Below are 16,907 nucleotides of genomic sequence, written 5' to 3'. Positions count from 1 at the left end.
GGGCCTTCTCTCCCTGCGGCATCCGCGCTCAGGGAGCGTCCGACAAATGCCACACGAGCGCCAAAACGTAGCGCGCGACGTTCCGCAGGATTTCCGGATCGATCGTGTCGGCCGTATCGGTGGGTCGATGGAAGTGCGGATGGACTCCGCCGCTGACCACCGTGATCGTGGGCACACCGGCTTCCTTGAACGGCACGTGATCTCCGCCGGGGAAGAATCCGAAGAGGTCGAGTTTGTCGGGTAAGCCTGCCGGTTGTCCCGCTGCCTGTGCGGTCGTCTTGTCCAGTCCCGTCACGCCGACCGTAAGCCGCCCGTTGCCGACGCCGGCGTGATCGATGTTGATCATGGCCTTAGTCCGGGTGAGAGGCATCGCCGGGCGAGCGACGTAGAGCCGCGATCCCAACAGGTCCCGTTCCTCTCCGCTGAATGAGACAAAGAGAATCGTGTGTTTCGACCGCCATCCGCTGGACGTCAGGAGCCGGGCGACCTCCAGCATCACCGCCGTGCCTGAGGCATTGTCGTCCGCGCCTGGGAAGACGAGCCCCGCCGTGCTGCCGAAATGGTCCCGATGGGCGCCGATCACGATGGCCTCGGAGCCCGTGCCGGGGAGCAGCGCCACGACGTTGATCAAGAGGCCTTCCCGTCGGTGAGTCTGCCAGTGGAGTCCCGCGTAATGCTCCGTTCGGATCGATTGCGGTGAAGGTTCCGTATTGAGCTTCGCTTGACGTTCACGCAGGTCACTGACGATAGTCTCCGCCCTTTGTGTGCTGATCCAGGCGCCTGGGAGGGTTTCGGACTCCGGCAACTGCGCGTAAAACGCGCGCGGTGTCCCGGTGACACCGCGTCTGATCTCGTAGGGGCCCAGGATCGGGCCGGTGGCGGTCAGATAGCCGGCTGCTCCTTTGGCCCGCGCCAGCCGAACCTTGTCGGCATGGCTCAACGCCGCTGTTGCACGTTCAGGCTTTCCCCGCAGGAACAGGACGATGCAATTGGTCACCTCTACGTTCCCATATTCTTCACCCGTGCCGTACCCGACGAACACGATGGGCGCTTGGACATCGGCGGACGAGGAATCCAGAACGGGCAAATAGTCGGTTCCTAGTTGGATGGTGTGTAGAGACATCGCTGATCCAAGGCGGAGGACGGGGTCCGTGTCGATGACCGGAGCCGTGACGACGGACGTCATGAAGCCGGTCGGGGCTTGGTCGCCTGAAAGCCGGTCAGCAATCGTGGCAAGGGCCAGGCCGATGGAGCGGAACCGGTCCCCGATCCAAGCGGCGGAGCGCCGATCGCCTTCCGTACCGGCCTGGCGGCCCTGAAACTCCGGCGCGCTGAGCGCGGCAATATCGGCCTGCATCCGCTCAGGTGATATCCGAGCGAGGGAAGGAGCCAGCGCCGGTTCTGTATCGTCGAGCGATGCAGCCTGGACCAGACAGGGCAGAAGGGCAACAGAGAGGAGGAGTGCAGAGATTCGTCCTGGGTCCATCATCCACTCGCCGGGCGCGCGTCGCGGGGGCTACTATAGCATAGGAGGAGGCGCCGGGCCGCCCGTTGCGCAGCCTTCTCATGGCACGGTACTATGCGTCCGCATCGATCCGTCGACAGAGAGTACAGAGCCGGAGTCGTTGTTGTAACGGAAGGAGTGGGATGTGGCCGGTGGGTCGGGGAACGGATTGTACGATCACCTCTACGCCAGATTTTTCGAGCGCCGTGACAGTCATCAAGGTTACGAGTTTCAGCATCAACCGGTCGGCAGCGCCGCACCCCCGACCGTGACATTCAGCGAGAAGCTTCGGTGGTGGACGTGGAACCGTTGGCAGCGGAGAAAAAAGATTTTGGCCGAGCGGGATCGCCTGCAGCAGGAAATTCTGCGGATCCGTCAGGCATCGGATAAGACCGACGGCAGGCGCTAGCCGTCACGCATATTGGGCAGAAGGAACAGGAACATGAATGTCGCAACGTCAACCGGGAGAAGGGTTTTGTGCATGCTCGTGGTATTCGGCATGAGCGTGGCGGGCGGTGAGCCGCATACGTTTGCGGTTCAACGGGAAACGCAGGAGGAAAAAGAGGCGAATCTGAAGAAGCAGGCCACGGGCGGGCTGTTTCACAAATGGACCTTCGATAAGGACGAGATCAACAAGCCCCCGGCCGGCTTCGGCGGCCGATCATCGGATCAAGCGCAGCCTGCGACGTGGAGCGTGCAGCCCGATGAGACGGCCCCCTCCCGTCCGAACGTCCTGGCCGTCGCCTCTTCGTGCACGGGATGCCGTCAACTCCTGCTGGCCGAGGGGCTGGATTATGAGTATCCGGATGTGACGGTGCGGTTCCGCGGCGGCGACGGCGCGGCGGCGATCGGCGGAATCGCCTTCGGCGCGAAAGACGCGGCGAATTTCTATGCCGGTGTCGTCGATCTGAAGGGTTCAACCGTGCAAGTGATCCGAGTCGTGGACGGCCGTGAAGCCGTGCTGGCGCAGGCTCCCGTGAAGCTCAAGCCGGTCGACTGGCATACCCTGCGCGTGCAGCGGAATACGATCATCAGCAAAGATTTTATCGAGACCTTCGTCGACGGAACCCTGGTGCTCTCGGTTGAAGATCAGACCTTGGGGCTCGGCCAAGTCGGTCTGCTGGCAAGCGGGAATTCTTCTTTGTTTTTCGACAGCTTCCACGCGGTCCCGCTGTTTTCGCATCGGCCGCTCTCCGCGCCGGCAGCGTACTGATCGTGTGCCGAAGCGGGATTCCGGGGAGAGCTTGCGTTTGTTCCGGCGACTGGAGTAGCATGAGCTACTTGTTTGTAAGAGGCCTGGCAAGCAAGCGCGGAGAGTGAACAAGGCCTGAACGGTTGTTGTTTTGGTCCTGCCCGGGAATCTGATCGGAAGCAGAGCTAAGTCGCCGCTGTGTTGACGTCTTCGGCCCATTCCTTCCTCGTGTCTTTCTCGAGTCCAAGACAACACCATTATCTCAAAGGAGGAACCCAATGGGTTCGAAGATCTACGTGGGCGGTTTGCCCTATTCGACAACTGAGCAACAGCTAAGCGATCTGTTCGCGGCGCACGGGTCGGTCGCCTCAGCCCGCATTATCACGGACAAGTTCACGGGCCAGTCCCGCGGATTCGGCTTCGTGGAAATGTCGTCGGACTCGGAAGCTCAGGCGGCGATCGCCGCGTTGAACGGCACGCAGCTCGGCGGCCGTACCTTGACGGTGAACGAAGCCCGTCCTCAGGAGCCCCGTTCCGGCGGGGGAGGGCGCGGCGGATTCGGAGGCGGACGGCACTAGTCCGGACGCGTGGTTGTGGGAGGGCTGCCGGACATGTTCGGCAGCCCTCTTTTTTTTCGCTGCGCGGCCGGCCGCCGTAGAGCCGTCCCCGCCTCTTTGGTATGATCATGCCCGGAGATCCCCGTGCCCCCCTTCAAACTCGAAGCGCCATTCAAGCCGTGCGGCCACCAGCCGGAGGCGATCGCCAAACTCGCCGCAGGGGTGGAGTCGGGCAAGAAGCATCAGGTCCTACTCGGCGTCACCGGCTCCGGCAAGACCTTCACCATGGCGAATCTCATCGAACGGGTGCAGAAGCCCACGCTGGTGTTGGTCCATAACAAGACGCTGGCTGGCCAGCTGTATCAGGAATTCAGGCAGTTCTTCCCCCGCAACGCCGTCGAATACTTCGTCAGCTACTACGATTACTATCAGCCGGAGGCCTACATCCCGCAGAGCGACACCTATATCGCGAAGGATGCGTCGATCAACGACGCCATCGATCAGATGCGGCATTCGGCGACGACCGCCCTTTTGCAGCGGAACGACGTGGTGATCGTGTCCTCCGTCTCCTGCATCTACGGCCTCGGATCGCCGGAGGTCTACCACGACATGTTGGTGTATCTGGAAGAGGGGATGGAGGTGCGCCGGGAGAAAATCCTCGCGAAGCTGGTCGAAATCCAATACGAGCGCAACGACATCGATTTTCACCGGGGCACGTTCCGGGCGCGCGGCGACGTCATCGAGATTTTCCCGGCGTCCTCCGAGGCGAAGTCGGTGCGGATCGAGTTGTTCGGCGACGTGGTGGACGTGATTCATGAGATCGATCCGCTGACCGGCAAGTCGACCGGCAAGCTCCCCAAAATCGCGATCTATCCCAATACCCACTATCTCATCGCGCCCGATCGGTACGAGCGTGCGATCGGCGGCATCGAGGAGGAATTGGAGGAACGGGTGGCCGCCCTCAAGAAAGCGGGACAGCTGGTCGAAGCGCAGCGCTTGGCCCAGCGGACGAAGTTCGATCTGGAAATGATCCGGGCGATGGGCTACTGCCACGGCATCGAGAATTACTCGCGCCATCTGAGCGGCCGGGCGCCGGGCGAGCCGCCACCGACGCTGCTCGACTATTTTCCCAAAGATTTCCTGCTCATCATCGACGAGTCCCATGCCACCGTCCCGCAGGTGGGCGGCATGTATGAAGGCGATTACTCGCGCAAGCGGACCTTGGTGGAATACGGTTTCCGACTGCCGTCCGCAGTGGACAACCGTCCGCTGAAGTTCGAAGAGTTCGAGGCTTGTGTGAATCAAGTGATCTATGTGTCGGCGACGCCGGGGTCTTATGAGCTCGAGCATGCGGGCGGCGACGTCGTGGAACAGATCATTCGCCCGACCGGGTTGATGGACCCGCTCATCGACGTCCGACCGGCGAAAGGGCAGGTGGATCACTTGCTCGGGGAAGTGCGGGCGGAAGTGGCGAAAGGCGGCCGCATTCTCGTGACCACATTGACGAAGCGCATGGCGGAGGATTTGACCGAGTATTATCACGACCTGGGCTTGAAGGTCCGGTACCTCCATTCGGACATCAAGACGTTGGAGCGCGCGGAAATCGTGCGGGATCTCCGTCGCGGTGTCTTTGATGTCTTGGTCGGGATCAACCTGTTACGCGAAGGGCTCGATCTGCCGGAAGTGAGCCTGGTCGCCATTCTCGACGCCGACAAGGAAGGCTATCTTCGGTCCTACCGGTCGTTGATCCAAACCGCCGGCCGCGCCGCCCGGAATGTGGAGGGGCGGGTGATTTTTTACGGCGATACCGTCACCGATTCGATGAAGCAGGCGATGGACGAGACCACCCGGCGGCGCAGCATTCAGGCCGCCTACAACGAGGAGCACGGAATCACGCCGGCCAGCGTGAAGAAGGGGATCCCGGCCCTCGAGTACGCGGTCGCCGAGATGGATTATGTCCAATTGGACTTGGCGGCAGAACCGGTCGCCGACTATCGAACGGAGGAGACGACGGAGCGGCTCATTGAGCGGCTTGAATCTGAGATGAAGGCCGCGGCGAAAGAGCTGGCCTTCGAACGCGCCGCCGAGCTGCGGAATCGAATCAGGTCGTTGAGGCTGAAAGAGCTGAACGTCCCGTCTTAAACGTGCTTGTAGAGGTAAACGCCGATAAACATCCCCAGAATGCTCAAGATGTTGACCTTGATGCTGAAGCCGAGGGTCAATTTGAGCAGGACAAGGTCGATCGTGAGCGGGGGACTGATGCCGGGGGTGAAGTGGGTGGAGAAGATGCTTTGGATGGTTCCTTGAGGAGCCATGACATGGAGGATTTCCCCCAGAATCCCACCCAGTAATCCGCCGATGAGCACGAAGATGAGGAGAATCCAGGGTGATTTCCGCACGCGGTCGCCGTCCCTCCCGTCTGTCTGCTCGCCTAGGGAAAACCAGAGGCACCATATCGGAAGGATGCAAGCATGTCAACAAATCTGCGGGGTTTGCGCTCCTTGACTTGCCCCCCTTCGGTTCTATACACTCGCCGATGCTCTTTTTCTAGATTTTTCGAGGCGATCGGAGATCTGGTGTAAGGCTTCGATGGCCTCTTTCTTTGTGCACCCATGCTGGACGCATTAAGCGACAAGTTCGAAAAAATTCTGAAGAAGCTCCGCGGGCAGGGCGTGCTCTCCGAGCAGAATATAGCGGAAGCTCTCAAGGAAGTTCGGCTGGCGCTTCTCGAGGCCGACGTCAATTTCAAGGTCGTCAAAGACTTTATCGAGCGGGTTCGGCAGAAGGCGATCGGCCAGGAAGTCTTGCAAAGCCTCACGCCGGGGCATCAGGTCGTCAAAGTCGTCTGGGACGAGCTCAGTGACATGATGGGGCGCGAGCGGGCGGGGCTGTCGCTCAATCCCCAGCCGCCCACGATCGTCATGATGGTCGGCCTGCAGGGAGCCGGCAAGACGACGACCTGCGGCAAGCTCGCCCGTCTGTTCAAGAGCCAGGGGAAGCGCGTGCTTCTCGTCGCCGCCGATCCTCGCAGGCCCGCGGCCGGAGAACAGTTGAGCGCGTTGGGCCGGGATTTGGGCGTCGAGGTGCATCGGCATGACCAAGCCCATGCGACCACCAAGGACGTGGTGGCGATCTGCCGGGCCGGGGTCGAGCGGGCCAGAGAACAGGGGTTCGACCTCGTCGTCTTGGATACAGGGGGCCGGCTTCACATCGACGACGAGCTGATGGGCGAACTCGTGGCGGTGAAGGCGGCCACGTCGCCCCATGAAGTGCTGCTCGTGGCGGACGCCATGACCGGACAGGATGCCGTCACGATGGCCGGCCAGTTCGATCAGAAGGTCGGCCTGACGGGAGTCATCCTGGCGAAGGTCGAAGGCGATGCGCGCGGGGGCGCCGTCCTGTCGATCCGCGCCGTGACCGGCAAGCCGATCAAGTTCATCGGGGTCGGCGAAAAACTGGACGCGCTGGAGGTCTTTCATCCGGATCGAATGGCCTCTCGGATTCTCGGCATGGGGGATGTCCTCTCCTTGATCGAGAAAGCGCAGGAGACGTTCTCCCGGGAGCAGGCCGAAGAGGCCCAGAAGCGGCTGACCAGCAACACCTTCACACTGGAGGATTTCCGCGCCCAGTTGGGACAGATGAATCGGCTGGGTTCGCTGGAGCAAATTCTCGGCATGCTGCCCGGCGGGCAAAAGCTCAAGAGCGCGCTGGAAGGAGAAAAGCCGGAGCGCGAAATGCGTCGTGTGGCGGCCATCATCGATTCGATGACGGTCCGCGAGCGTCGCGACCATACCATCATCAACGGCAGCCGTAAAAAGCGGATCGCCCGCGGCAGTGGCACCAACGTGCAGGACGTGAACCGGCTGATCAAGCAGTTCTTGTCCGCCAAGAAGCTCGCCAAAGCGATGACGGGCGCAGGGGGCCGGCGGCAACTCGCCCAGCTCATGCGTTCGATGTGAAGAAACAGGTTGAGGTCGAGATTAAGGTCAAGTCGTTGGCCTTTCCTGACCCTCGCCTACACCTAACCCTATTCTTCTTAGCGAGGAGGACGACGTGGCAGTTCATTTGAGATTGGCTCGGACTGGCAGACACAAGCGGCCGATGTATCGGCTGGTGGCCGCGGATTCACGCAAGGCCCGCGACGGACGGTTTTTGGAGATCTTGGGCATCTTCGATCCTCTGAAGGACGCCGGCCTCCCCGAGCTCAAGCAGGATCGGGTACTCACCTGGTTGCACCAGGGAGCGCAGCCGTCGGTGACGGTGCGGACGTTGCTGCGCCGGGCCGGCGTCTGGAAGCAGTTCGAGACGGAGAAGGCGGCGCAGAAAAAGACCGCCGCCAAGTAGCGGCGAAGGGGACCATGGTCGAGCAGCTCGAAACCGTCACCGTCGGACAAATCGAACGCCCCTTCGGTGTCAAAGGCGAAGTCAAGGTGCGGTCGTTGACCGACGTGCCCGGACGATGGGAGTCGCTCACCCATGTGAGCGTGGTCGACAAGCAGGGGCGGACCCTCGAGACGGCAGTGACGCATGTGCGGCGAGCGGGCAACGGTTTGATCGTGGGACTGGCCGGCCTCACCAACCCAGAAGATGCCGGGCTGTGGCGCGGCAGCCTGATCCAAGCTCCGCGAACAGCAGCGCCGCCGCTTCCCGAAGGAGCCTATTACGAGTGCGACCTGGTGGGGCTCGCGGTCCAGAATGAACAGGGCGCACCGGTCGGTGTGCTGGAGGACATCTTGGAATTACCGGGCAGCCATGTATTTGTCGTGCGCCAGGGCGCGAAGGAGATCCTGATTCCCGCCGCCAAGGAATTGATCACCGCCGTCGATCTTGAGCGGCGATGCATGACGGTCCGGATGATCGAAGGGTTGGGGGAATAGATCATGTTGCGCGTTACGGTGCTCACCCTCTTTCCCGAGATGATCGCGCCGGTGGTCGGCCAGAGCATCCTGAAACGCGCGCAGGAGAAGGGCCTCCTCCACGTGGAGGTCGTCAATCTCCGTGACTTCACGGCGGATCGGCACAGGGTGGCCGACGACATTCCCTACGGCGGCGGCGCCGGCATGGTGATGAAGGCCGAGCCCATCCTCCGGGCGGTGGAGACCGTCCGGGTGGCGGCTCAGGAGCACGCTGAGGAGATCCGGCTGGTGTTTCCTTCCCCGCACGGCCGTCCCTTTACGCAGCGGCATGCGAAGGACCTGGCCCGTGAACGGCGGCGGATCGTCATTCTCTGCGGTCACTATGAAGGAGTCGATGAACGGGTGAGGACGGCGTTGTCGCCGGAAGAGATCTCGATCGGCGATTATGTGTTGACCGGCGGCGAATTGCCGGCGCTCTTGCTGATCGATGCGGCGACGCGGCTGGTGCCCGGCGTGCTGGGAGATCCCGAGTCGGCGGTGGAGGAGTCTTTCTCCGACTCGCTGCTGGAATATCCGCACTACACCAGACCGGCCGACGTGCGGGGCATGGGCGTTCCCGAGGTGTTGCTCTCCGGCCACCACGAAGCCATCCGTCTCTGGAGGCGCAAGGAGGCTCTGCGGGCGACGTATCTGAAGAGGCCCGATCTCATCAAAGATCGGGTGCTGAACGAGGAAGACCGGCGGTTATTGAACGAACTTTTAAGCGAAGGTATCACGTCGATGCCTGTTCGATGCGGGGAGGAGGGGTGAGTCCATGAATCAGTTAGAACGAATCCAGCGGTCCTTTACGAAAAAATCGGTTCCCAACTTCGAAATCGGCGACACGGTGCGCGTCCATGTCAAAGTGGTCGAAGGGGAAAAAGAGCGCATTCAGGTGTACGAAGGAACCGTCATCGCGCGCAAAGGGACGCTCAACACGGAGACCTTCACCGTCCGCAAGGTGTCGTACGGCGTCGGCGTGGAGCGGATCTTCCCCGTCCATTCGCCGATCGTCACCAGGGTCGACGTGATGCGGCAGGGCCGCGTCCGGCGCGCCAAGCTGTACTATCTTCGCGGCAAGAAGGGCAAGTTCGCCAAGGTCGAGGAGCGCGAGTTCGTGGGCGACGGCAAGTCGGCCGCTCAACCGGCCGCAGCGGCGCAGGAAACCGTCAAGGCCTGACGGTGCCGGTGCCCGAGCGCGCGGGCAATTCACGACCTCTGATGAAACACCGGATCGGGGGAGCGCCTGGTGGGACCCACCAAGGACTTTGAGCAAGAGGCGCGGTGGCGGGGGTTTCGCCGTATCGCCGGCCTCGATGAAGCCGGCCGCGGACCCCTGGCCGGCCCGGTGGTCGCGGCGGCCGTCGTCCTGCCGTTCCAATGCCGTCTTGCGGGGCTTGACGACTCCAAGCAGCTGTCCGAGTCCCAGCGGGAGCAGTTGTATGCCGCCATCATGGATGCCGCGATCGGCGTCGGCATCGGATCGGCGGATTCGTCCGAAATCGATTCGCTCAACATTCTCGAGGCCACGCGCCTGGCGATGCGCCGGGCGGTCGAGTGTTTGCCTCTTCCTCCTGATTTTCTGTTGCTGGACGCGGTGACGCTCCCGGCGGTGCCGATTCCTTCGCGTCCCATCATCAAGGGGGACGCGCTGTCGTGCTCCATCGCCGCCGCTTCCATTATTGCCAAGGTCACGCGAGACCGGATTATGACCGCGTACCATGACACCTTTCCGCGCTACAACTTCGTGTCCCACAAGGGCTACTGTACCGAAGAGCATCTGCGCCGCTTGGCGGAGCATGGACCTTGCGCGATTCACCGCCGAACCTTCGCGCCGGTGCGGGATGCGGCGGCGTATGTCCGGGCCGGTGAAGTGCCGGTGGTCGTGGAGACGGCGGATGAGTGGTGAGCCGACGACAGACGATCCGCGCCATCTCTTCGGGCGGACCAGCGAGGCGCAAGCGGAGCAATTCTTACGATCGAAGGGGTACCGGATCCTCGAGCGCAATCTGCGGACCCGTTTGGGCGAACTGGACCTCGTGGCGCAGGACGGGAATGTGCTGGTCTTTGTCGAGGTCAAGGCCCGCGCGTCGGACGCCTTCGGCGGTGCCCTGTCGGCCGTGGATCGTCGCAAGCGGGCCAAACTGGTGAAGCTGGCCTCACAGTATTTGGCGCAACGGCACCTGACGGACCGCGCGTGCCGGTTCGATGTCGTGTTGGTGCAAGGCCGATCATCGGGCAGCGTGCAGGTCGAACATCTGCAGAGCGCGTTCGACGCCGGCGACGGCGAGCGGCCGTAGAACGGAGACAGGCGGATGGAGGCCATGATACAGCTCATCCATGTCTCGAAGTTCTATCACCGCCGGGCGGCATTGTCCGACGTGACGCTGGAGATCGAGAAAGGCGAGTTCGTGCTGCTCATGGGCCCGAGCGGCGCCGGCAAGTCCACGCTGCTGCGCATGTTGATCGGCGCGGAGCAGCCGGACGAAGGCCAGATATTCGTGCAGGGACGGAACGTCACGAGGCTGAAAGAGACCGACGTGCCGTATCTCCGCAGAAAGGTCGGGTCGGTCTTTCAGGATTTCCGCCTCCTTCCCAAGAAATCGGTGTTCGAGAACGTGGCGCTGCCCTTGATCGTGCAGGGCGCCTCGGCGCAGGATGTCCGGCGAAAGGTGACGGAGGCGTTGCGCGCCGTCGGCGTGGATCACAAGAAGGACCAGCCGCCGAGCAGCCTGTCGGCCGGCGAGCAGCAGCGGGTCTGCATCGCCAGGGCGATCGTCAACGGACCGATCGTGCTGCTGGCCGACGAACCGACCGGCAACCTCGATCCCGAACGGACGGCCGAGATCATCGAGCTTTTCAAACTGATCAATGCGCGGGGCACCACGGTCATCGTCGCGACGCACGATCCCGACGTGATGGCACAGGTGAACCGCCGGGTCATCACGCTGGTGCAGGGCGTGATGGCGCCCGAGCTGCGGATGGGAGTATGAGGCGCCTGTTCTACCTCGTGCACGAAGCCTGGGCCAACATGCGGACCAACCGGACGACGACGGTGGTGGCCATCCTCACGACGGCGTTCACGCTGGCCTGCGTCGGCATTTTCCTGCTGCTGTACGTCAATCTGCGCAGCGCCGCGGGGTGGCTGCAGGACGACATTAAGCTCATGGTGTACCTCGACGATCGCGTGTCGCGCGACGGCGTGCAGGAGTTGGAAGGAAAGCTGAAAGCCGATCGCATGGTCTCCGGTATCCTCTATATCTCCAAAGAGCAGGCGCTGGGCGAATTCCGGGCGCAGTTTCCCTCCGAGTCCCACCTCTTGGAGGGCCTCGGTGAGAATCCGCTGCCGGCCTCTTTCGTGGTCACGCTGGCCCCCAGTTTTCGGTCCCCCGACGCCGTGAAACGCTGGGCCGAGCGGATCGGGACGATGGCCGGTGTGGCGAAGGTCGACTACAATCAGGAATGGATCGACGCGCTGGCCTGGCTGATCCGGTATATCGAGCTGGCGGCGATCGGTGTGGGGGTGATCCTCTCCGCCGCCGCCGTGACGATTATCGGCAATACGATCCGGCTGGCGCTGTTCGCCCGGCGGGAGGAAATCGAGATCTTGCGGCTGATCGGCGCCACGCGGGCCTTTATCCGCATCCCCTATGTCCTCGAAGGCGCAGTTCTCGGCGCCTTCGGCAGCGCCCTGTCGTTGGGGATTCTAAAAATCGGGTTCGAACTGTTTCGCCAGCAAATCCGGTCCACGGGGCGGTTCAGCGGCATCGAGAATCTCATCGTCTTTTTCCCCCTTTCCATGTGTGTAGCGCTGGTCGTCGTCGGCACGGCGTTGGGGTTTGCCGGCAGCTTCGTGTCGCTCCGGCGCTTCGGGGAGGGACGGGCGTGATCCGCCTTGCCGCCGCCATAGGGTTCTGTCTCGCGCTGTGGAGCGCCGGTCCCCCGCCGGTTGTCGCCGCGGATCCGATCACCGACAAGATCGAGCGGGAGCGGAAGGCGCTGGAGCAGTTAAAGGGAAAGATCGAGGAAAAGCGGAAGCAGGCCGATGAAGCGGAGAAGAAACGGGAGTCGGTGCTCCAGGGCATTCAATCGCTCGACGAACGGCTGGTGCGCCATCGCCAGGACCATCACGAGATCAACAAGAAACTCCGCAAAAAGGACCGCGAGATCCAGGAGATTACCGAGCAGCTGGGCGTGATGCGCGCCGGCATCGAAGAACGGCGGAAGGCCATTTTGGCCCGCCTCCGCGTGCAGTATATGGAAGGACGGTTCGGCTACGTGAAGGCGCTCCTGGCGGCGGACTCCGTCGGAGATTTCGAGCGGCGGCGGCAGTACCTGTCGGCCGTCTCGCACAAGGAGTACGAGTTGCTGGGATCGTTCAAAGCCGACGTGGCGCGCATGGAGCAGGCCGAACGGCAGCGAGCCGACGCGCGCGCGGGGATGGTGGCATTCAAAGAGAGCATCGAGCGCAAGCTCCTGGACATTCGATCCCTGCAAAAGGAAAAAAAGGCGTATCTGACCAAGATCACCCAGGAAAAGGATTCCTACAATAAGGCGGTGGAGGAGCTGGAGCGGTCGGCGTCGCGGGTAGACAGCCTGCTCCGCGAGTTGGAGACCCGCCGAAAGGCGCTCGCCATGAAGCCGCCGACGGCTCCCGGCCTGCCGCGCGGGGTCAAAGGGTCCCTGCCTTGGCCGGCCGACGGCCAGGTCGTGTCCTTCTTCGGGCGCCAGAAACACCCGACGTTCAACACCTATGTCCAGCGCAAAGGCATTGAAATCAGGACCACCGAGGGGAGCTTCATCCATGCCGTCATGCCGGGCACGGTCGTCTATGCGGACTGGTTGAAAGGCTACGGACTCGTTATAATTGTCGACCATGCAAACGGGTTCTTTTCATTGTACGCCCATGCATCGAAAATCCTCACGAAAGTCGGGGAACAGGTAGCCGAGGGCCATCCCATCGGAGAAACGGGCGACACGGGCATGATCGGAGAAAATACTTTATACTTTGAGCTGCGCGAGGGGGCGGAAGCGGTCGACCCCTTGCTGTGGCTGGCCAAGCGCTGATGGATCGATCCAACGGCGCGCAGTAGGCGGAAGAAAGGGATGTGAAGACTATGGAACAGCACCCGCGGCGGAAATCATGGGTGGTCGGTCCGATGATTGCGCTGGCCCTGCTCGGCGGAGTCCTTCTCGGCAAGGGATGGGAGCCGAGCGGTCACGCCAGTGAGACGTATGAAGAGCTCAAGACGTTCTCCGAAGTGTTGAATCAAGTCCAGAAGCATTATGTGGACGAAACCAAACCGAAAGACCTGATCCAGGGGGCGATCCGGGGCATGCTTTCCACGCTGGATCCGCATTCCGCCTACATGACCCCCGATATGTACAAAGAGATGCAGGTGGAGACCCGGGGAGAGTTCGGGGGCGTCGGCATCCAGATCGGCGTGAAGGACAGCCGGTTGGCCGTGATCGCGCCGATCGAAGGCACGCCGGCCTATCGGGCGGGCATCAAGGCTGGCGACTACATCGTGAAAGTGAACGACGACACCACCAAGGACTTGACGCTGATGGATGCCGTTCAAAAAATGCGCGGCCCGAAAGGCAGCAAAGTGAATCTGACGATTCAGCGCGACGGCACCCCCGACCCCATGGTCTTCACCCTCGTCCGGGATACCATCAAGATCGAGAGCGTCAAATCAAAGAACATCGACAATCTCGGCTATGTCCGATTGACCCAGTTCCAGGAGGCGACCGGGAGGGATCTCGCCAAAGCGATCCGGCAATTCCGGGAGCAGAAAGTTCAAGGGATGATCCTCGACCTCCGCAACAATCCGGGCGGCCTTCTGACGGCGGCCGTCGATGTTTCGGAGCAGTTCCTGCCGAACGGAAAGCTCGTCGTCTACACCAAGAGCCGCGAAGGCAAGAAGGATGAGTGGTTCGCCAAGTCCAAAGATCAATTGGAAGATTTGCCGGTCATCATCCTGGTCAATGAAGGATCGGCCAGCGCCTCGGAGATTGTCGCGGGAGCGCTGCAGGATTGGGGACGGGCGGTCGTCGTCGGAACCACTTCCTTCGGCAAAGGATCGGTGCAGACCATTCTGCCGCTCGGCGACGGCTCCGGCTTGCGGCTGACCACGGCGAAGTATTACACGCCGAAGGGCCGTTCGATCCAATCCACCGGGATCACGCCCGACATCGTAGTGAAGCTCGCTCCGCCGGTCACGGCCAAAGCCGAAGGAAAGCCGGGAGAAAAGGAGGCGGACCCGAAGACCGGCAAGCCCAAGGATGCCGCCAAGCTGCCCGACGAGGCGAGGAACGGCTCCGCGCCGCAGGCCTCCGCAGCCGATCCGTCAAGCGAGCCGTCGCTGGAGTCCGACGCCCAACTGCAAAAGGCCGTCGAGCTGCTGAAGAGTTGGAAGATCTTCAAAGAGCTGAAGGTGTCGTGAGGTGTTGAATCGCTCGGAGCAACTCCTCCTCGGAGCCGGCGAATCCCGGCATCGTGCGGAGCATGTGTGACCGCACGAGTTGCTCGAGATCGGCCGACGTCCGGATGCCGAGACGGAAGTACAGGTAGCTGACCAGCGAATCGGTCAATCCCGGGAGATGCGCCCAGGCGCGGACTTCTTCGGGGAGGGGTGCCTTCAGCTCTTCGTAGGCGCGGACCTTTCCTGTCTCGAGGAACTCGGTGATTTTTCCCGCCAGCTCTTTTCCGATTCCCTCCATCTCCCCCAACCCTCCGCGCCGCGCGACGGCGGCGATGTCCTCCTCCGCGGCGAGCAGCGTGTCGGCCGCGCGGCGGTACGCGCGCACGCGATAGGGATTGGCGCGTTGGGCCGCGAGGAGCTCGGCCATGGACCGAAACAACGCCGCCAGCCGCTGATTGTTGGCAGGAGCCGTCATCGCGGCCGTCATTGTGCTATGGTCCGGCGGCGGAGGCAAGGGGCGCGCTTTGTTGACAAGGCGATTTCTCGTCTCATAGGATGGCGAGCGATGGAAGAAGGGATTCGGATTCAGGTCAACGGCGAAGCGAAGCCGTGGCGGTCCGACGGAACCGTGGCGGATCTGTTGCGGGAGTTGGATATCAAAACCGAACGGGTCGCCGTCGAGCTGAATCTCGAAATCCTGGATCGGTCCGCCTTTCCTCATCGCCGGCTCAAAGACGGCGATCGCGTGGAAATCCTGAGTTTTATCGGCGGCGGCAGCGAAAAAAGTACGAAGTACGATGTGGTGACGCGAGATCTAATTGGAGCACGCCATGGCTGACGATCGGTTGATCATCGCGGGCCGTGAATTCAAATCCCGGTTGTGGGTCGGGACGGGAAAATATAAGAACTTCCTCGAAACCCAAAAGGCCATCGAAGTGTCGGGAGCCGATGTCGTCACCGTCGCGGTGCGGCGCGTCAATATCACCGACCGCTCCAAGGAGAATCTGCTCGACTACCTGGATCCGAAAAAATATACGATCCTCCCGAACACGGCCGGCTGTTACACCGTCGAGGACGCCGTCCGCTATGCCCGGCTGGCGCGCGCGGCCGGGGTGTCCGACTTGGTGAAGCTCGAAGTGCTGGGGGACGAAAAGACGTTGTTTCCCGACACGGCGGGGCTCATCGAGGCGGCGAAGATTCTCATCAAAGAAGGGTTCGTCGTCCTCCCGTACACCAACGACGATCCCATCGTGGCGAAGAAACTGGTGGACATCGGATGTCCCGCCGTGATGCCGCTGGCGGCGCCGATCGGATCGGGCCTCGGGATCCGCAATCCCTACAACCTCAAGATCATCATGGAAACCGTGAAGGCGCCCATCATCGTTGATGCGGGCGTCGGGACCGCCTCGGACGCGGCGCTCGCCATGGAATATGGGGCGGACGCCGTGTTGATGAACACCGCGATCGCGGGCGCGCAGGATCCGATCGCCATGGCGGAGGCGATGAAGTACGCGGTGCACGCCGGCCGATTGGCGTACAAGGCCGGGCGTATTCCGAAGAAGCTCTACGCGACAGCCAGCAGTCCCATCGAAGGCATGCTGTAGAGAGTGATCAGTGATGCGTGATGGGTTCGGAGAGCGCGTCACAATCGCTGAGTCACCCATCACGCATCACCGATCACTCATCACTTGCCCATGCCGTCCGTCGATTTCCGCCTGCTCCTCGTCACCGATCGCCAGGCGACGCAAGGACGACCGCTGTCCGCCGTCATAGAGGCGGCGGTGGAGGGCGGCGTGCCGGCCGTGCAATTGCGGGAGCGCGATGTGCCGACGGCCGATCTCGTCGAGCTTGTCCGACGAATCCATCGCGCCACCTCCGCGCGCCGCGTGCCGCTGATCGTCAACGACCGTGTCGACCTGGCGCTCGCCCTCGATATCGCGGGCGTGCACCTCCGCAGCAGCAGCCTTCCCGTATCGGCGGCCCGCCGGTTGTTGGGCCCGCATCGACTGCTCGGCGTTTCCACTCATTCCTTGGACGAGGTGCGTCGGGCGAACGAGGAAGGCGCGGACTATGTCGTGTTCGGCCCGGTGTACGAGACGCCGTCCAAACGCGCGTTCGGCCCGCCGCTCGGCCTCGACGCGCTTGCGGCGGCGTGCCGGCATTCGTCCATCCCGGTGTTCGCCATCGGCGGCATCACGCGCGCGCGCACGCACGACGTGCGGCGAGCCGGCGCGCACGGCGTCGCCGTGATCGCCGCGATCCTCGCGCGCGACGACGTCGCCGCGGCGACACGGGAGTTGCTCGCGGCCGCGAACGCATGAGGCGCGCGGTCAA

At 62.5% G+C, this 16,907-nt stretch carries 21 protein-coding genes; 18 read left to right on the top strand and 3 right to left on the bottom strand.

The window, feature by feature from the left end:
- Positions 1 to 28 precede the first annotated feature (28 nt).
- Positions 29 to 1,357 carry a M28 family peptidase gene (locus tag NITMOv2_RS16425; protein WP_053380893.1) on the bottom strand — a complete coding sequence of 443 codons (1,329 nt, stop codon included), beginning with the start codon at positions 1,355 to 1,357 and terminating at the stop codon, positions 29 to 31.
- Between the two features lie 292 nt (positions 1,358 to 1,649).
- Here NITMOv2_RS16425 and NITMOv2_RS16420 point away from each other — a divergent pair, with 292 nt between their 5' ends.
- From NITMOv2_RS16420 to uvrB, 4 genes are all read left to right on the top strand, one after another.
- Positions 1,650 to 1,913: a hypothetical protein gene (locus NITMOv2_RS16420; protein ID WP_053380892.1), complete on the top strand. Its 264-nt coding sequence runs from the start codon at positions 1,650 to 1,652 to the stop codon at positions 1,911 to 1,913.
- A gap of 72 nt (positions 1,914 to 1,985) precedes the next feature.
- On the top strand, positions 1,986 to 2,717 hold the full coding sequence (locus NITMOv2_RS16415; RefSeq protein WP_053380891.1) for a hypothetical protein: 732 nt from the start codon (positions 1,986 to 1,988) through the stop codon (positions 2,715 to 2,717).
- Between the two features lie 257 nt (positions 2,718 to 2,974).
- Positions 2,975 to 3,274 carry an RNA recognition motif domain-containing protein gene (locus tag NITMOv2_RS16410; RefSeq protein ID WP_053380890.1) on the top strand — a complete coding sequence of 100 codons (300 nt, stop codon included), beginning with the start codon at positions 2,975 to 2,977 and terminating at the stop codon, positions 3,272 to 3,274.
- A 123-nt stretch (positions 3,275 to 3,397) separates the two neighbouring features.
- The gene (gene uvrB, locus NITMOv2_RS16405; protein ID WP_053380889.1) at positions 3,398 to 5,395 is read left to right on the top strand and encodes an excinuclease ABC subunit UvrB; all 1,998 of its coding nucleotides are present in this window, start codon (positions 3,398 to 3,400) and stop codon (positions 5,393 to 5,395) included.
- Here uvrB and NITMOv2_RS16400 read toward each other — a convergent pair.
- Entirely contained in the window at positions 5,392 to 5,652 is a 261-nt protein-coding gene (locus NITMOv2_RS16400) for a DUF4321 domain-containing protein (RefSeq protein ID WP_053380888.1), read from the bottom strand. The two genes, uvrB and NITMOv2_RS16400, sit on opposite strands and share 4 nt — an antisense overlap.
- A 213-nt stretch (positions 5,653 to 5,865) precedes the next feature.
- On the opposite strand from NITMOv2_RS16400, the gene ffh reads away from it, so the two are divergent.
- The 11 genes from ffh to NITMOv2_RS16345 all read left to right on the top strand — a co-directional run bounded on the left by ffh (position 5,866) and on the right by NITMOv2_RS16345 (position 14,594).
- A complete protein-coding gene (ffh, locus tag NITMOv2_RS16395; RefSeq protein WP_053380887.1) occupies positions 5,866 to 7,212 on the top strand; it encodes a signal recognition particle protein in 1,347 nt (448 codons plus the stop codon).
- 94 nt (positions 7,213 to 7,306) lie between these two features.
- A complete protein-coding gene (rpsP, locus tag NITMOv2_RS16390; protein ID WP_053380886.1) occupies positions 7,307 to 7,597 on the top strand; it encodes a 30S ribosomal protein S16 in 291 nt (96 codons plus the stop codon).
- 14 nt (positions 7,598 to 7,611) lie between these two features.
- Positions 7,612 to 8,130, top strand: coding sequence for a ribosome maturation factor RimM (gene rimM / locus NITMOv2_RS16385; protein ID WP_053380885.1), 519 nt, complete (start codon positions 7,612 to 7,614; stop codon positions 8,128 to 8,130).
- 3 nt (positions 8,131 to 8,133) lie between these two features.
- Positions 8,134 to 8,919, top strand: coding sequence for a tRNA (guanosine(37)-N1)-methyltransferase TrmD (gene trmD / locus NITMOv2_RS16380; RefSeq protein ID WP_053380884.1), 786 nt, complete (start codon positions 8,134 to 8,136; stop codon positions 8,917 to 8,919).
- Positions 8,920 to 8,923: 4 nt separating this feature from the next.
- On the top strand, positions 8,924 to 9,328 hold the full coding sequence (gene rplS / locus NITMOv2_RS16375) for a 50S ribosomal protein L19 (RefSeq protein WP_053380883.1): 405 nt from the start codon (positions 8,924 to 8,926) through the stop codon (positions 9,326 to 9,328).
- A gap of 69 nt (positions 9,329 to 9,397) precedes the next feature.
- On the top strand, positions 9,398 to 10,057 hold the full coding sequence (locus tag NITMOv2_RS16370) for a ribonuclease HII (protein ID WP_238590376.1): 660 nt from the start codon (positions 9,398 to 9,400) through the stop codon (positions 10,055 to 10,057).
- Positions 10,047 to 10,448: a YraN family protein gene (locus NITMOv2_RS16365; RefSeq protein WP_053380882.1), complete on the top strand. Its 402-nt coding sequence runs from the start codon at positions 10,047 to 10,049 to the stop codon at positions 10,446 to 10,448. Before NITMOv2_RS16370 ends, NITMOv2_RS16365 begins: the two co-directional genes overlap by 11 nt.
- Positions 10,449 to 10,472: 24 nt before the next feature.
- Positions 10,473 to 11,141, top strand: coding sequence for a cell division ATP-binding protein FtsE (gene ftsE, locus NITMOv2_RS16360; RefSeq protein WP_053382130.1), 669 nt, complete (start codon positions 10,473 to 10,475; stop codon positions 11,139 to 11,141).
- Positions 11,138 to 12,037: a cell division protein FtsX gene (locus tag NITMOv2_RS16355; RefSeq protein ID WP_053380881.1), complete on the top strand. Its 900-nt coding sequence runs from the start codon at positions 11,138 to 11,140 to the stop codon at positions 12,035 to 12,037. The genes ftsE and NITMOv2_RS16355 overlap by 4 nt, the downstream gene beginning before the upstream one ends.
- Positions 12,034 to 13,215: a murein hydrolase activator EnvC family protein gene (locus NITMOv2_RS16350; protein ID WP_053380880.1), complete on the top strand. Its 1,182-nt coding sequence runs from the start codon at positions 12,034 to 12,036 to the stop codon at positions 13,213 to 13,215. The genes NITMOv2_RS16355 and NITMOv2_RS16350 overlap by 4 nt, the downstream gene beginning before the upstream one ends.
- Positions 13,216 to 13,265: 50 nt before the next feature.
- Positions 13,266 to 14,594: a S41 family peptidase gene (locus NITMOv2_RS16345; protein ID WP_053380879.1), complete on the top strand. Its 1,329-nt coding sequence runs from the start codon at positions 13,266 to 13,268 to the stop codon at positions 14,592 to 14,594.
- On the opposite strand, the gene NITMOv2_RS16340 is transcribed toward NITMOv2_RS16345, so the two are convergent.
- Complete coding sequence (locus NITMOv2_RS16340) at positions 14,572 to 15,048, bottom strand: histidinol-phosphatase (RefSeq protein ID WP_083448127.1); 477 nt, start codon at positions 15,046 to 15,048, stop codon at positions 14,572 to 14,574. The genes NITMOv2_RS16345 and NITMOv2_RS16340 overlap by 23 nt on opposite strands.
- Before the next feature lie 90 nt (positions 15,049 to 15,138).
- Between NITMOv2_RS16340 and thiS the strand changes: the two genes are divergently transcribed.
- From thiS to thiE, 3 genes are all read left to right on the top strand, one after another.
- On the top strand, positions 15,139 to 15,411 hold the full coding sequence (gene thiS, locus NITMOv2_RS16335; RefSeq protein WP_238590375.1) for a sulfur carrier protein ThiS: 273 nt from the start codon (positions 15,139 to 15,141) through the stop codon (positions 15,409 to 15,411).
- Positions 15,404 to 16,177 carry a thiazole synthase gene (locus NITMOv2_RS16330; protein ID WP_053380878.1) on the top strand — a complete coding sequence of 258 codons (774 nt, stop codon included), beginning with the start codon at positions 15,404 to 15,406 and terminating at the stop codon, positions 16,175 to 16,177. The genes thiS and NITMOv2_RS16330 overlap by 8 nt, the downstream gene beginning before the upstream one ends.
- A 90-nt stretch (positions 16,178 to 16,267) precedes the next feature.
- Positions 16,268 to 16,894, top strand: a complete 627-nt coding sequence (thiE, locus tag NITMOv2_RS16325) for a thiamine phosphate synthase (RefSeq protein ID WP_053380877.1) — start codon at positions 16,268 to 16,270, stop codon at positions 16,892 to 16,894.
- Positions 16,895 to 16,907 lie beyond the last annotated feature (13 nt).

It is taken from the genome of Nitrospira moscoviensis, assembly GCF_001273775.1.
Taxonomy (GTDB): domain Bacteria; phylum Nitrospirota; class Nitrospiria; order Nitrospirales; family Nitrospiraceae; genus Nitrospira_D; species Nitrospira_D moscoviensis.
This window is presented reverse-complemented; position numbering and strand designations above follow the sequence as displayed.